This window comes from Flavobacterium sp. AC274, assembly GCF_979258275.1.
Genome location: NZ_OZ409852.1, coordinates 2,344,175 through 2,359,608 on the forward strand (window position 1 = coordinate 2,344,175; position 15,434 = coordinate 2,359,608).

General features: G+C 34.4%; 10 protein-coding genes and 1 pseudogene. 2 read left to right on the top strand and 9 right to left on the bottom strand.

What is annotated here, in order from left to right; translation table 11 throughout:
• Position 1 precedes the first annotated feature (1 nt).
• A complete protein-coding gene (locus ACZZZT_RS10985; RefSeq protein WP_463460393.1) occupies positions 2-1,669 on the bottom strand; it encodes a CocE/NonD family hydrolase in 1,668 nt (555 codons plus the stop codon).
• A gap of 313 nt (positions 1,670-1,982) precedes the next feature.
• Here ACZZZT_RS10985 and ACZZZT_RS10990 point away from each other — a divergent pair, with 313 nt between their 5' ends.
• Entirely contained in the window at positions 1,983-2,579 is a 597-nt protein-coding gene (locus tag ACZZZT_RS10990; protein ID WP_463462413.1) for a M15 family metallopeptidase, read from the top strand.
• Between the two features lie 568 nt (positions 2,580-3,147).
• Complete coding sequence (locus ACZZZT_RS10995) at positions 3,148-8,172, top strand: T9SS sorting signal type C domain-containing protein (protein ID WP_463460394.1); 5,025 nt, start codon at positions 3,148-3,150, stop codon at positions 8,170-8,172.
• Positions 8,173-8,244: 72 nt separating this feature from the next.
• Here ACZZZT_RS10995 and ACZZZT_RS11000 read toward each other — a convergent pair whose 3' ends face one another.
• From ACZZZT_RS11000 to tsaD, 8 genes and pseudogenes are all read right to left on the bottom strand, one after another.
• The gene (locus ACZZZT_RS11000) at positions 8,245-8,808 is read right to left on the bottom strand and encodes a hypothetical protein (protein ID WP_042565064.1); all 564 of its coding nucleotides are present in this window, start codon (positions 8,806-8,808) and stop codon (positions 8,245-8,247) included.
• Positions 8,805-9,992 (bottom strand): THUMP-like domain-containing protein, encoded by a 1,188-nt coding sequence (locus tag ACZZZT_RS11005; protein ID WP_463460395.1) that lies wholly within the window; start codon positions 9,990-9,992, stop codon positions 8,805-8,807. Before ACZZZT_RS11005 ends, ACZZZT_RS11000 begins: the two co-directional genes overlap by 4 nt.
• Before the next feature lie 2 nt (positions 9,993-9,994).
• Positions 9,995-11,086, bottom strand: a complete 1,092-nt coding sequence (locus ACZZZT_RS11010; RefSeq protein WP_073395120.1) for an AI-2E family transporter — start codon at positions 11,084-11,086, stop codon at positions 9,995-9,997.
• A 110-nt stretch (positions 11,087-11,196) separates the two neighbouring features.
• Positions 11,197-12,147 carry a zinc metalloprotease gene (locus ACZZZT_RS11015; protein WP_463460396.1) on the bottom strand — a complete coding sequence of 317 codons (951 nt, stop codon included), beginning with the start codon at positions 12,145-12,147 and terminating at the stop codon, positions 11,197-11,199.
• A 158-nt stretch (positions 12,148-12,305) separates the two neighbouring features.
• Entirely contained in the window at positions 12,306-12,800 is a 495-nt protein-coding gene (locus ACZZZT_RS11020; protein WP_463460397.1) for a TrmH family RNA methyltransferase, read from the bottom strand.
• A 10-nt stretch (positions 12,801-12,810) separates the two neighbouring features.
• A complete protein-coding gene (locus tag ACZZZT_RS11025) occupies positions 12,811-13,449 on the bottom strand; it encodes a DUF4159 domain-containing protein (RefSeq protein WP_302096871.1) in 639 nt (212 codons plus the stop codon).
• A 105-nt stretch (positions 13,450-13,554) separates the two neighbouring features.
• Entirely contained in the window at positions 13,555-14,265 is a 711-nt protein-coding gene (locus ACZZZT_RS11030; RefSeq protein ID WP_463460398.1) for a 16S rRNA (uracil(1498)-N(3))-methyltransferase, read from the bottom strand.
• Positions 14,266-14,267: 2 nt separating this feature from the next.
• Positions 14,268-15,289: pseudogene (gene tsaD, locus ACZZZT_RS11035) on the bottom strand (tRNA (adenosine(37)-N6)-threonylcarbamoyltransferase complex transferase subunit TsaD).
• Positions 15,290-15,434 lie beyond the last annotated feature (145 nt).

Consider the following 15,434-nt stretch of genomic DNA (forward strand, 5'->3'; position numbering starts at 1 on the left):
GTTATCTCAAAACAGGAATTTTTACAAAACTATCAGTATACCATTTTATTTGCAAAGGCACTTTTGCATCTTTAATAGTTTCATCGCTTACTTCTTTACCGGTTCCATAATTTAATTGAGAAAACGAATTTTTATTTACATCGACAACAATAAGCAATCTGCTTCCTTTGCTTAATTGCTTGCTTACCAAATGCGTATTCGAAAAAGAAATTGTTTCAATAGCATCAGGTTTTAGCAGTTGTCTTTTTTCAATATTTTTGGCATAACTGGCGCGGCCAATGTAATAGGACAAATGAAAATATTCGCCATTTGGTAATACTTCATAAACAGTTACAGCCAAATCAACATCTCTTTTATTGATACTTATTTTTAATTCTCCCAAAAAAGAACCGTTTACAATTATCGATTCTTTTAATGGATCACTTATAAAACAAAATCCGCTCGTTGTATCAATTTCTTTTTTAATTATCGGATCTGGATAATAATCGTTGTTGTTGCTTTTCTGTCTGTCAGCAAGATCTATTTGTTGTAATAGAAAATCTTTTTTACCGGATTTTTTAGAGTTTGCCGTATAAAAATTTCCAGACTTAGTATTTGTTAAATAAAAAGTCAGAAAGTCGTTGTGCATTTTATCTATTGAAGGAGCACTTCGCCATGAGTTTGCGCCCATAACCTGATAATTGATTTTATCTTTTAACACTTCTGGTTTAGTTCCGTTCTTCAAAATAAAATCAAACCATTGATACGTAATTTTTTTGATATCGATTAATGCCAACGAATCAACTTTATAATCATTTATAACAGCTTCACCGCCAATTTGAGTTCCAAAATGCCCGTATGGACCTATAATTAAATAAGCTGGCGTATTGGGATTGTATTTTTGAAGTTCTCGTAAATAATATAAACTTGAATTTTGAGAATCGTTATAATATCCATCAAAAGCTAAAACAGGAATATTTATTTGCGCAAAATCTAATTTGTACGGAGCCATTTTTTGCCAGTAATTATCAAATGCAGGATGACTTATCCATTTTTGAAACAATCGGTTTGGTTCTCCATCTATGCTGTCCAGTTTTTTGTAGGCTGTACCGGATTCCCACCATTTTGATTGCATTGTTCTAAAACGCTGTCTGTTATTTCCTGAAACCGTATCTAAATATTTATTATTGCTAACATAAAAAGACCACTCATAATTTGGATTAATAAAAATATTATTTTCCATTGGCAAACCCATTCCGGGTCTGTTAGCAACATACGGAACAATTGTTTTTAGCGCCGGATGAACTGTTTTGCAAGCCGCCCATTGCGTAAAACCATTATAACTGCCGCCAAACATTCCAACACTTCCGTTGCACCATTTTTGTTTACTAATCCAGTCAATGGCGTCATAAACATCGGTGCTTTCATTCTCGTACGGATTTATTTCATTTGGGCTAAACCGTTTTCCTCTGCTATATACCATTATACCAACATAACCATGATCTGCAGCTTCTTTTAAGGTTTTTAAATCTCTGCCTTTGTCTCTGACGTAAATTGTATATTGAAGAATTACCGGTTTCGGAGTATTATCTTCTTTTTTGCGAACAATTATGGCTGATAAAATCGCGCCATCACGGGTTTTTACCGATACGCTATCCTGAATATCATAATCGCTTGTTTGGTTCGTCAATTTCGTAGCTTTTGTTTGCTGAGCCGATAAATTGATAACAGCTAAAAATAAACTTATAAATAATAGGATTGTTTTATTGCACATAATTTGAAAGATAAATGAATTCTAATTATAAGACAAGAATTATTGAAAAGTGTTACAATTAAAGCTTATGTTTTTAACTATAATTAACTTTGATTTTAGAGCCAGTTTTTTTGTTTTAAGCGTTTTGACTATATTTACTTCACACAATAAAAATCTTCACAATGAAAATAAATCTTCTGATACCTACTCAATTCTCATTCATTTTTGGATTTTTTTCTCTGCAATTTCCATGAATGCTCAAAATGAGACTTATTCAAGCCCGGTAAAACAGGAGATTGCCGATACAACTTTTGTGAATTTAAAAGATTATAGCAAAGATTTTATCTATGATATGAAATATGCCACTGAAGATAATTTTCTGAAAGCCAAAGTGTATGATTGTGCCGAGTGTGTTTTACGTTTGAAAACTGTGCAGGCACTAATTGCAGCCAATAAAGATTTTATGAAAAAAGGCTATAAAATAAAGCTGTACGATTGTTACAGACCTTTATTCATACAAAAAAGAATGTGGGAAATTGTATCGAATCCGGAGTATGTCGCAGATCCAAAAAAAGGTTCAATCCATAATAGAGGGGGAGCGGTTGATATTTCTATAGTTGACGCCAATGGAAAAGAAGTTGATATGGGAACTCCTTTTGATTTCTTCGGAATTAAAGCGAGCCATAATTATACCAAACTTTCGGGTAAAATAAAATCAAATCGTGCTTATCTTAAAAAAACAATGATTGCCAATGGCTTTAATTCATTCGATTCAGAATGGTGGCATTATAATTTAAAAACCGGTTTAAAAGATAAGGTTTCCAATCAAAAATGGGATTGCGAATAACGATCCCACATGTCCAAATTATCCACAAAGTATATTTTGTTATTCATTTAAGAAGTTTATCGCTTCTTAGATCTTATTGTTAATATCAATAAGATATTTAACTCGCATAATCGTAGCAGACAATTTTTAGTTCTTTAAAATTGTTTTCCTTACATATAAAATTTCTTTAATTACTCCGTTTGTATTTTTTGTCGTGATTTATATCTGTTTATAAAACTTGAAGATATAATAATTTGATTTTCATTTATATAGGATTAAACTTATATATTGAAGATGTAAAAAAAGTTAATTCTAACAAATTATTATTTTGGATGTTAAAAAAGAGAGAATAATCTTATTTTATCTGTCAAAGTGCATAATAATATACTGAATTATCTAGTATCGATCAGTTTTTTTGGTTAATTTCATTATTCTATTTTTGTAACTATCTATTATATAGTGTTTTACATTTTTTATATACTCCTGCGAAAGAATGCCATTGACTAACTCCTTTTAGTCAGATATGCTTCTGTTTTTGTATAAGCCTCATTATTAACAAAAGTTTTTTTAACCATTAAAAAAAATTATTATGAGACTAAAATTATGTTTATTGCTCGTTTTTATTATTACTTTTTCCTGGGCGCAGACCACGAAAACATTTGTCACCAATGGAGCATTTCCTGTTCCTAATGGTGTAACTTCTATTAATGTAAGTGCATGGGGCGGAGGAGGATCCGGCGGAGGCGCGAGCGGTGCCGGATTGCTTTTAGGAAGAGGTGCTGCCGGTGGAGGTGGAGGTGCCTTTGCAAGCTCCACACTTACAGTTACTCCCGGAGCTACCTTAAATGTAGTGGTGGCTGGTCAAACTTTGGGAGCTTCCGGAGCTAATGGTTCAGCAGGGGGCAATTCTACCATTTCAGGTTATGAATCTTTATTTCTAGCCGCTGGTGGTTCAGGTGGAGGAGCAAACAATGCAGGTGGAACACCAGTAGGAGGAATTGGAGGAACAGTTGCCAATTCTAAAGGAACAGTTCGTTTTGCAGGAACTTCAGGAGGCAATGGTAGTACATCACTATTATCATTATTGCTTTCTTCAGGAGCTGGTGGTGCTGGGGGTAACGCAGGAGGTGCAGGAGGTGCATCGTTATCGAGTTTAATTCTGGGTACTGCACCCGGGAATGCTGGTTCATCTCCAGGTGGCGGTGGCGGTGGGGCAATAAATTCTGCATTAGGTGCTGCTCAAGTTGGAGGAACTGGTGCGGCAGGTCAGCTAACTATTTCTTATACGTGCCCAACTTATAATGTTACCAGTACAACAGCCACTAATGTGTGTGCTTCTAATGGTACAACATCAACAGTAACGTTAACTTCTGGCGCATCATCATTACCGGTTGGTAATTACGTAGTGACTTATAACAGAAGTAATCCCAGTGCTACAGCATTAACAGCAAATTTAACAGTGAGCACAGCAGGAACCGGTGTTTTTACAGCAGTAGGATTAAATACTGTGGGTTCTAGCACAATAACAGTAACCAAAATTACTTCTCAGTCTTGTTCTTCAACTATTAATGCTAATAATACAGCCATAGTAATTATTTCGCCTGCAACAGTTGCGGGAACAGTAACTGGCGGAACAACAATTAATGCAGGAAGCACAAGTGGTTTGTTAACTTTATCAGGCCATACAGGATCTGTTGTTAAGTGGCAGTCAGCTGTAAGTCCGTTTACGACATGGGTTGATATTGCAAATACAAATACAACTTATACTTCAGGAACATTAACAGCAACTACGCAATTTAGAGCAGTTGTTCAGAGTGGTGCTTGTGCTGCAGCAAATTCTGCTGCAACAACGGTTACAGTAGTGCCTTTACCCACTATAACGGGATTAGCTGCAAATAGTGTATGTACGAGTGATGATGCACAAAGTACAGCTCTAAGTTACAGTGCAACAACGGGATCTCCAATTACCTATAGTATAGTTTGGAATTCTTCTCCTGCAAATAGCTTTACAGCTGTTACAGATGCAGTATTGCCATCTAGTCCAATTACGATTGCAGTTCCTGCCGAAGCTGCCGCCGGAACTTATACCGGAACATTGACTGTAAAAAATGCAAACGGTGGTATAAGTACAGGTTCAGTTTTTACTGTAACTATAAATGAAACTCCTACAATTATATCAGATGGAGTATTTTCTCTAATTTGTGCAAACGGCAATTCACAAACATCAACTTTATTTTATGTTGCTTCTTTTGGTAATCCTACAAGTTATGCCCTTGATTGGAATAACGCAGCAAATGCAGCTTTGTTAGCGGATATCCCTGATACTTCATATAATTTTGCTTCAAGTGGAGGAGTCCAAATCCAAATACCTGCAAATGCTTTACCGGGAACCTATAACGGATCATTTATAGTAAAAAATGGATCTTGCAGTTCTGCATCTACGGTAACCATAACAATAATTGGGCAAGCTGTTGGAGGAACAGTAACTGGCGGAACAACAATTAATTCCGGAGAAACAAGTGGTTTACTGACTTTATCAGGCCATACAGGATCTGTTGTTAAATGGCAGTCATCAGTGAGTCCGTTTACGACCTGGGAAGATATTGACAATACAAATACAACTTACACTTCAGGAGTACTAACAGAAACTACACAATTTAGAGCAGTTGTACGAAATGGATTTTGTCCGGTTGTAAATTCTGCTGCAACAACTGTAACGGTAGAGGATTTACCTACAATAGAGATAATATCGACAACTAGTGCATGTTCGAGTGCAGTAGAGCAGGAGGTACTGTTAGTATATGGTGAAACGACCGGGTCTCCAATTACATACAGTATAGTATGGGATTCTTCTCCTTTAAACAGTTTTGCAGCGGTTATTGATAAACCATTGTCTGGGGGCACTGTTCAGTTTATCGAGATTACTGTTCCACCAGGTACTACTGCCGGAACTTATACCGGAACATTAACTGTAAAAAATGCAAACGGGGGTACAAGTGCAGGTTCAATTTTTACTGTAACTGTAAATGCAACTCCAACACTTACAACAGACGAAGAATTCTCTGTAGTTTGTGCAGGTAGCGCTTCGGTATCTGCTTTAACATATACTGCTTCTTCCGGAAATGCTACAAGTTATGCTATTGATTGGGACAATGCGGCAAATGAAGCCTTCCTTTCAGATATTCCTGATACATTACAAAATTTTGATCCAGATGGAGGAAAAATCGAAATAGCAATACCAGCAAATGCTTTGCCGGGAACCTATGAAGGATTATTTACATTAGAAAATGAATTTTGCAGTTCTCAATATCCGGTAACCATAACAATATTCCCAGCAACTGTTGGCGGAACAGTAATTGGTGGCACAACAATTAATCCTGGTGAAACAAGTGGTTTACTGAAATTAATTGATCATACAGGATTCGTTCTTAAGTGGCAGTCATCTGTAAGCCCGTTTACGACATGGGTTGATATCGCAAATATAAGTTCTATTTATTTTTCAGAACCATTAACAGAAACTACACAATTTAGAGCTGTTGTACGAAGTGGTAATTGTGAAATTGTAAGTTCTGAGCCCACAACTGTAACGGTAGTGGATTTACCAACTATAACCATATCAGACGGAACCTTTCCTATTTGTCCAGCTGATGAAGAGCGAATAACAAATTTATATTATAGTGAAACAACGGGTTCTCCAGTTTCTTATAGTATTGTTTGGGATTCTTCTCCTGCAAATAGTTTTGCAGCAGTTACAGATGCAGCATTACCTGAAAGTCCTATCGGTATTCATGTTCCTGCGGGAACTGAAGAGGGATCTTATACCGGTACATTGACTGTGAAAAATGCAAGTGGCGTAGTTAGTACAGGCTCATCTTTTACTGTAACTATAAATGAAAAACCTACAATTACAACAGATGGAACAATCTCCCCAGTTTTTACAAGTACGAACTCGCAAATTGCATCATTAACATATGCTGCAGTTACAGGGAATCCCATAGGATATTATATTGAGTGGGACGTTTTTTCAGGTAATAGTCCAATGCAAAATCAAGGTACAACTTCATTCACTTTTGCTCCCGGCGGAGGTGTAATAAATACAATTGAAGTATCTCCTAATGTTCCGCCTGGAACCTATATTGGAAGTTTGGTTATTTACAATGGAACTTGTATCTCAGCAGCTCAGGAAGTATCAATAGTAATTAACCCTGAAGCACCCACTATAACAGCAGCAGAATCAACAGATGCTGTTTGTTCAAGAGTTTCTGCGCAAGGAGCAGCATTAAGTTATAGTGCAACTACAGGATCTCCTGTCTCTTATAGTATTGTTTGGGATTCTTCTCCAACAAATAGTTTTGCAGCCGTTACAGATGCAGCATTACCTGCCAGTCCAATTAAGATTAATGTGCCTGGGGGAACTGCTGAGGGAACTTATACCGGAACATTGACTGTTAAAAATGCGAGTGGTGTTAGTAGTGCAGGCTCACTTTTTACAGTAACTGTAAATCCACTTCCTACAATTACAACAAATGGAGAAATTACACCGGTTTTTACAAGTACCAGTTCGCAAACAACATCATTAGCATATACTGCAGTTACAGGAAACCCTACAGAGTATTCTGTTAAATGGAATGTTATTTCCACTAACAGTCCAATACAAAACCAAGGTTTAACTCCATTCACTGCAGCTCCAGGCGGAGGCGTGATAAATACAATTGAAATATCTCCAAATGTCCCGTCAGGAACCTATGTTGGACTACTGACTATTTATAGCGGAACTTGTAAAACGGATCTAGCAGTAACAATACAAGTGAATGATGTAGTACTACCACCAACAATAACAGTAGCAGAATCAACAAATGCTGTTTGTTCAAGCGATAATGCGCAAGGAGCAGCGTTAAGCTACAGTGCAACAACAGGATCTCCTGTCTCTTATAGTATTGTTTGGGATTCTTCTCCAACAAATAGTTTTGCAGCCGTTACAGATGCAGCATTACCTGCCAGTCAAATTAAGATTAATGTGCCTGGGGGAACTGCTGGGGGAACTTATACCGGAACATTGACTGTTAAAAATGCGAGTGGTATAAGCAGTAGTCCATATTCTATATCTGTGACTGTTAATGAAGTAGCCGTTATAATTTCAACTACACCACAAACATCCGGATCTTTGGGAAGTATTTTTGTAGAAAATTTACCTGAGGGTAATTCGTTGGTAGCGATTAGTCCAGGCGGAACAATTTACGAATCAAATACAGGTTCTTTACTAATTGCTGATTTGACATCGGGCACTTATCTTCTAAAAATACTTTCAGAGCAAGGTTGTGATCAGGACATAACAGTTGGTGTTCCTTATCAATTTTTTGCACCAGAAAACCCAGCATCGGCAAACAATACAATTTCAATAGCTTCTAAAAACAAAGTGATTAACGTTGAAACTTTGAATGAAAATATTGATGAGGTCCTTGTTTATGATATGTCAGGTAGTTTACTCTACAAAAAAGAGAAAATTGGCGATTCAAAATTGGTTATAGATAATTTAACTAACCGTCATCAGATTTTGATAGTAAAAGTTGTTTTAGATAATAATCGAACTGAGACAAAAAAAGTTAGTTATTAAATTAAAGTCATTTTAAAATTTAAAAACCATTCCGTTTTGCGGAATGGTTTTTTTATGAGAAATAGCGAATAGTTATTCAACGCATCGAATGTTTTCCATGAAATAAGTATCCGGATGATATACTTTTTTGTTCATTTCAGAAGTTAATTCGCTTCTTACGATATAATCTTCAATATCAGTTAAATATTTAATTCGCATAATCGTAACAGGAGATTTTTTTAGTTCTTCAAAATTATCTTTCATAAACATAAAAATTCCCGTAGTTACCCTGTTGTTGTATTCTTTATCGCGAATAAGAGTTCCGCAGTTTTCCTGATCGATATGAATTAGCGTTACGATTTTACCGTTTTGCAATTGTAAAAATACTTTTGAATTTTTGTCAAAACAATTTGCTTTTACAAAATCTTTGCTTTTTTGAATCAATTGCAGGTTTAAGGTTGGTAAACCATCAGTTTGTGCCAATGAAAAGAACACATAATTTGAAGTTCCGCCAAAGTTTTTTTCGCTTATCATGTATTCGTTTGTAACTTTATAAGTACCAATAGAATCAGATACATTTGCACTGTATTCACATGGTTTTTGAGCAAAAGCGGTAAAGGTTAATAGGAAAAAAGTTAATGTAATTAGTTGTTTCATTTTTCAGTTATTTTTCTGCAAATTAAAACTATTTTGTTATCATTTTTATCTGTTGTAAAAAAACAATACAAATTTCCTCCATTTTTTATTTTCCACTTTTTTCTAATGTTTTCTACCGTATCCGGAAAATTTCTGGTAGTAATATTTGCCTGCTGATTTAAGAGTTCGGTTTTCATATCATTTTTGCTGTATGAAATCACTTTTTCAATTTCAAAAGCTCTTCCCGGAAAATCAATCAATTCATCAGAAGTATATAAATGAGAATGTTTATGCAGTTTATTTATTTGGAAAGAAGTACTAACTTCATCAAAACCACCGGATTTCATAATGGCCGAATTTGGTTCGTACAGAAATTTTTGTGGTAAATGATAAAAAGGCAAATCTAATTGGTCACCTAAAACAAATTCGAAATTTTCAGTTTTATCTTTTAAAATATTAGCTGTTTTGATGGTTATTTCGCCCAAATAATGATTGTGAATTTCAAAAAGCAATTCTTTTACTTCATTTTCCAAAGCAATAATATGAATGTTTTTTACGAATTTTAATTCAGATAAACCTGCCGAAATATCTAATAAAGGCGCTGTTTTAATTAAAATTGAATTGCTTTTTTCGAAGTAAAAATCTAAAGATTCCGGAACATTTGGCAAACAGTCTTTCAGCATAAAAACTTTGCCTTTTGCATCATTTCTTCGAGAAGGATCGATATAAATCCAATCCCACTTTTGCTCTGAATTTTTTAAAATAGTTGAAGAATCATCCGCATAAAATGCACAATTGTCAACTTGTAACTGCTCAAAATTATGTTTTACAATCGCTGATAGATCTTCGTTTATTTCGCAATGTGCAACAGTTTTAAAGTTTTTAGAAAAATAATAATCATCTACACCAAAACCTCCTGTAAGATCAATTAAACTTTCACCCGAAATTAAAGAAGCTTTATAAGCCGCTGTTTTTTCAGATGAGGTTTGTTCTACAGAAATCTTGCTTGGATAAACGATGTTTTCTGTTGAAAACCAAGTTGGTAATTTGTCTTTTGCTTTTGATTTTGCTTCAATTTGATTTAAAATCGAAATCCATTCTACTTCCGGAAAAGGATTTTTCTGAAGTGCTAATTTTGTAATTGAAACACCGCTATTTTGGGTAATAAATTCTTGAATATTTTGTTGTAAAATAGAAGTGTTCAATGCTAAATTCTTTCGGTTAATACGGAGACAATTTTGTTGTCAGGAAAAAATTCTTTCAAAATTACTTTCACCATTGTAAAAACCGGAATTGCAATAATCATTCCTACGATTCCAAAAGTAATTCCGCTAATTAAAGTAATCAGAAATATTTCTAACGGATGCGAATTTACACTTTTTGATGAAATTATGGGCTGGCTAATATTATTATCAATTGCCTGAACAATCATAAAACCAATAATTACATAAATAGTTTTTGGTAAAATTTCTGTTTGAAAATCACTTCCAATCATGCTAATCATTGTTAAAAGTCCTGCTAAAACAGTTCCAATAATTGGCCCTATGTACGGAATAATATTTAGTATAGCACATAGAAAAGCAATTACGAAGGCATTTCTGTTTCCAAAAATCATTAAGACAATTAAATACAAAATAAAAACAACCGTTAATTGAAGCAGTAAACCAATAAAGTAACGGGTTAAAAAGTGATTGATTTTAGTAACAGAATTGATGATTTTATCTTCATTATTATCTGGCAAAATTTTTCTGGCTGTCGATTTAAAATTATCCTGATCTTTAATAAAGAAAAAAGTAATAAAAAATACAGAGACTAATCCCATTCCCATATCGGCAACGAATCCTAAAATAGAATTGATAAATCCTGTAAAATAACTAAAACTAAGCATGGATGTTATCTTAGATTCTTTCAATACTTTATTCAAATCTACGTGAGGAATGTTAAAGTAAGTTTCAATGCTTTTTTCGGCTTCTAAAAATTGCGCCTGTAAATGATTTGTATCCAAAAGGGATAAATTATTGGCTTGTGAAATAATCAACGGAACAAACAAAAATATAAAACCAATCATCGTTAATATGAAAACAATTATGGTAGTTGTGGCCGCCAATGAATTACCGAATTTTAATTTATTTTTTAAAAACTGAACTAACGGATTGGCTATCAAACATAATATCAATGAAATACATAAATAGACAATTACGGTTTGAATTTCGTATAAAAAATATAAAATTATACCAACAACTAAGATAGTGGTTAAAGCTCGTAATATCCCGTTAGAAATAATTTTTGAAGTGATCATGATTCAGTTTTAGATTATAAATATAGGAAAAAGCTTTTAGATTTTTGGGGTAATACAAAAAAAGCGAGATATATACTATCTCGCTTTTAGTTTATGAAATTGAATATCTTTTAGATACCAAATGCAGCTCTTGGACCTCCGGTTACAAAAATCGCAGCCATTCTGCTTTTTTGTCCGTTAGAGAACATGTACATTGCATTATCATCAACATAATCCATGTAGTTCATTGTCATTTCTACCGGAGTACCAGAACAAGTACTGTAGTGAGGATAAGCCGGTACACCATAGTTTTCTTCGTTATGAGTTGGAGTATCAGATACTAAATCGCTTCCGCAAGTTGCATCTCCCCAAATGTGACGTAAGTTCATCCAGTGACCTACTTCGTGAGTAGCTGTTCTTCCTAAATTGAAAGGAGCATTAGCAGAACCAGACAAACCAAAATATCTAGGATCAACTACAACTCCGTCAGTAGAAGAAGCTCCACCAGGAAATTGAGCATAACCTAAAATTCCGCCACCAATAGCGCAAGACCATAAGTTAAGTTTTGTAGTTGGAGAAGTTGGAGCAATACCACCCTGAGCCGTTTTTTTCATGGCATCATTTGTTCCCCAAGATGTTTTTGTAGTCGATTTTCTAATTACCTGATCTAAAACAAACGTAATTCCTACGTTAGCCTTAACACCTGAAAATAAAGCAGGAACATTACCGTAATCAGAGTTCAAAGCGTTGAAATCTTTGTTTAATACGTCAATCTGAGATTGAATCTGAGCATTAGAAATGTTTTGTGCTGTAGTTCTGTAAAGTACGTTTACAACTACCGGAATTTCAACTTTTCCGTTTACTAAGCGTTTGGTTAATAACGCGTTGTTCGTAAAAGCTTCAATTTCATTCATTCTGATAGCTAACGTAGGATCAGCTTTTAATTGTGCTTCTAAAACTTCCTGAGTCGCACATCCTCTGTGGGCAATTGCACTTACATTTGAATCTCCTGATTCTGTTGAGTCATTTTGACAAGAAAACAACAACAAGGCTGTAACTGCGGATAAAAAAACTTTTTTCATAATAATAGGGGTTTTTGTTATAATATTGTTGATTAGTTAAACAATATCGCAATTTTATAACAAAAGTTTTACGTAGCAAAATATTTACAAATAATTATTTGTGAGAATTTTACAATCCCTTATATAATCTAGTTCTTACAAAAATTTAACAAAATTTATTAAGAAGTAATTTCGTACAAAGATATACTTGCGGCTTGTACAACATTCATCGAACTGTTCTTTCCGAACATATTAATGTGCACAATTTGGTTCGAAATTTTTAAAATTTCATCTGATATTCCGTTAATTTCACTTCCTACAATCAATGCAATTTTCTGATTGTCAGGAATTGTAACTTCTTTAAGAGGTTTGCTGCTGCTTGCAATTTCCAAAGCAATGATTTCGAAGTTATTTGAAGTTAAATAATCGACAACTTCAGCCGTTTGTTCGATTACTGTATGTGGCACATAAAGATGTGTGCTTCTTGACGTTTTATTAATTTTTCTTGGCGTAAGCGGAATATCTTTTCCTAAAAAAATAATATTTTCTACACCAAAAGCTTCGGCAATTCTAAAGAGAGAACCAATATTTTGTTGAAAATAAATATGATCACAAACCAAAGTTATGGGAAATGTTTTTCGCTCAAATTGATTTTCTTCGTGAGTAAGCTGCACTTTTTAAAATTTAATTAGTAAAAATATAATTGATAATATTAGCGCCCATTTTTAGCGCTTTATCTCTTGCTGCAAGCGGATCATTGTGTACTTCTGCATCTTCCCAGCCATCACCCAGATCGCATTCGTAAGTATATAATAAAACCAGTTTGTTTTCGATAAAAATGCCAAATGCCTGAGCACGTGTTCCATCGTGTTCGTGAATTTTTGGCAAACCATTCGGGAAAGGAAATGGTTTTTGAAAAATAGGATGATTTGCGGGAATTTCAATCAAATTATTATTTGGGAATATCTTTTTGATTTCTTTTCGAATATATTGATCCATTCCGTAATTATCATCAATATGAAGAAAACCTCCGCCAGTAAGATAATTTCTTAAGTTTTCGACATCAGTATCGCTAAAAACCACATTTCCGTGACCTGTCATATGTACGAAAGGATATGAAAGCAAATCAGGATTTCCGGGTTCAACCGTTGATGGTTTTGCTTTTATTCTTGTATTGATATTTGAATTACAAAACTGAATTAAGTTAGGCAAAGAGGTTGGATTTGCATACCAATCGCCCCCGCCGCTGTATTTTAGCAAAGCGATTTCCTGTGAAAAAGAAGGAAGGGAAATAAGGAATAGTAAGTAAAATATTTTTTTCATGTAATTTATATTTTTTTGTCTTCTGACAGAAATCTTCGTAACAAACTATGGAGTAACCTTTGTCAAAGTTCGAAACGTTGACAAAGGTTTTACGTAACCAATCAGCTAAACACTCTCATTAAAAAACACCACACTATGACACGCCACAACAGCAGCAGTTTCAGTGCGTAAACGTGTATTTCCTAACATTACCGGCTGAAAATTATTCTCTATGGCCAATGCAATTTCTTTTTCAGAAAAATCGCCTTCAGGGCCAATTAATAAGGTTACGTTTTCGTTTGGTTTTAAAACTTCTTTTAATGATTTTTTATCGGTTTCTTCGCAATGTGCGATCAATTGTAAACCTTCGTTTTTTTGTTTGATAAATTCCTTAAACGAAATCGCCTCGTTTAATTTTGGCAAATACGTTTCATTTGATTGTTTCATCGCCGAAAGAATAATTTTTTCAAACCGTTCTTTGTTAACTACTTTTCTTTCAGATCTGTCGCAAAAAATTGGCGTGATTTCCTGAATACCAATTTCTGTAGCTTTTTCCAGAAACCATTCAAAGCGATCGTTCATTTTGGTTGGCGCAACAGCCAGATGCAAACGAAATTTTGGTTCCGGAGATTTGGTGATCGAAAGTACTTCAACAATACATTTGTTGTCTGAAGCCAGTGTAATTTCGGTTTCAAAAACTAAACCTAAACCGTTTGTAACGTGTAGAATATCTGAATCTTTTTTGCGTAATACTTTTATAATGTGACGGCTTTCTTCTTTATCAAAAGAAAAAGTTTCGGTCGTTTCATCTATATTCGGATTGTAAAATAATTGCATAATTAAAATTGAATTCGTGCTTTTGAAACTACTGCCTGAGTTTCAAAGCGATTTGATAAATATTTTTGATATCCTACAATTCCAATCATGGCAGCATTATCTGTAGTGTATTCAAATTTTGGAACAAAAGTTTTCCAGCCATATTTGCCTTCGCTTTCTTTCAAACGCGTTCTGATTCCGGAGTTTGCAGAAACGCCGCCGCCAATGGCAATTTGCTTAATTCCGGTTTCTTTTACCGCTAATTTTAATTTGTCCATCAAAATTTCGATAATTGTATATTGAATAGAAGCACAAATATCATTGAGGTTTTCTTCGATGAAATTTGGGTTTTCTATTTTTTCTTCTGAATAAAATATAAAATTGCTGTTTTTAAACCAGAGAAACTAAAATCCAGTCCGGGCACTTTTGGTTTTGTAAAAGCAAAAGCTTTTGGATTTCCTTCTTTGGCATATTTATCGATCAAAGGCCCGCCGGGATAAGGAAGTCCGAGAATTTTAGCACTCTTGTCAAAAGCTTCTCCAACTGCGTCATCAGTGGTTTCACCGATAATTTCCATATCAAAAAAACCATTCACTTTTACAATTTGCGTGTGGCCGCCACTAATGGTCAGGGCCAAAAACGGAAATTCTGGTTTATCAAAACCTTCTTCATCAATAAAATGCGCCAAAATATGGGCATGCATGTGATTTACAGCAATTAGCGGAATATTTAATGCTAATGAAAGTGATTTGCTAAAAGAACTTCCTACCAATAAAGAACCCATTAAGCCAGGTCCTTGCGTAAAGGCAATGGCAGTTAATTGTTCTTTTTGTACATTTGCTTTGCGAAGTGCAGCATCAATCACAGGAACAATATTTTGCTGATGTGCTCTCGAAGCCAACTCAGGAACAACGCCGCCGTATTGATTATGAATTAGCTGATTAGCCACAACATTTGAAAGTACTTTGTCGTTATGTAAAACTGCAGCCGCAGTATCATCGCAAGAACTTTCGATGGCAAGAATAAAAACCTCTGAATTTTGCATATAAAGGCACGAATTTTGGATTATATTTGACAAATCAAATTTTTAAATTTCTTTGATTGAAGTAGAAGCCAAAATTAAAGAATTTTTATCAAAAACAGTCGTTCTTTGTCTGTTCAAAGTAAATTTAAAAGAAAACTAAAATTAA

Excerpts from the sequence above, each read along its gene's own strand:
- ACZZZT_RS10995 (WP_463460394.1), top strand. The coding sequence starts at position 3,148 with ATGAGACTAAAATTATGTTTATTGCTCGTTTTTATTATTACTTTTTCC.
- ACZZZT_RS10990 (WP_463462413.1), top strand. The coding sequence starts at position 1,983 with ATGAATGCTCAAAATGAGACTTATTCAAGCCCGGTAAAACAGGAGATT.
- ACZZZT_RS11025 (WP_302096871.1), bottom strand. The coding sequence starts at position 13,449 with ATGAAAAAAATATTTTACTTACTATTCCTTATTTCCCTTCCTTCTTTT.
- ACZZZT_RS11030 (WP_463460398.1), bottom strand. The coding sequence starts at position 14,265 with ATGCAATTATTTTACAATCCGAATATAGATGAAACGACCGAAACTTTT.
- ACZZZT_RS11000 (WP_042565064.1), bottom strand. The coding sequence starts at position 8,808 with ATGAAACAACTAATTACATTAACTTTTTTCCTATTAACCTTTACCGCT.
- ACZZZT_RS11010 (WP_073395120.1), bottom strand. The coding sequence starts at position 11,086 with ATGATCACTTCAAAAATTATTTCTAACGGGATATTACGAGCTTTAACC.
- ACZZZT_RS11015 (WP_463460396.1), bottom strand. The coding sequence starts at position 12,147 with ATGAAAAAAGTTTTTTTATCCGCAGTTACAGCCTTGTTGTTGTTTTCT.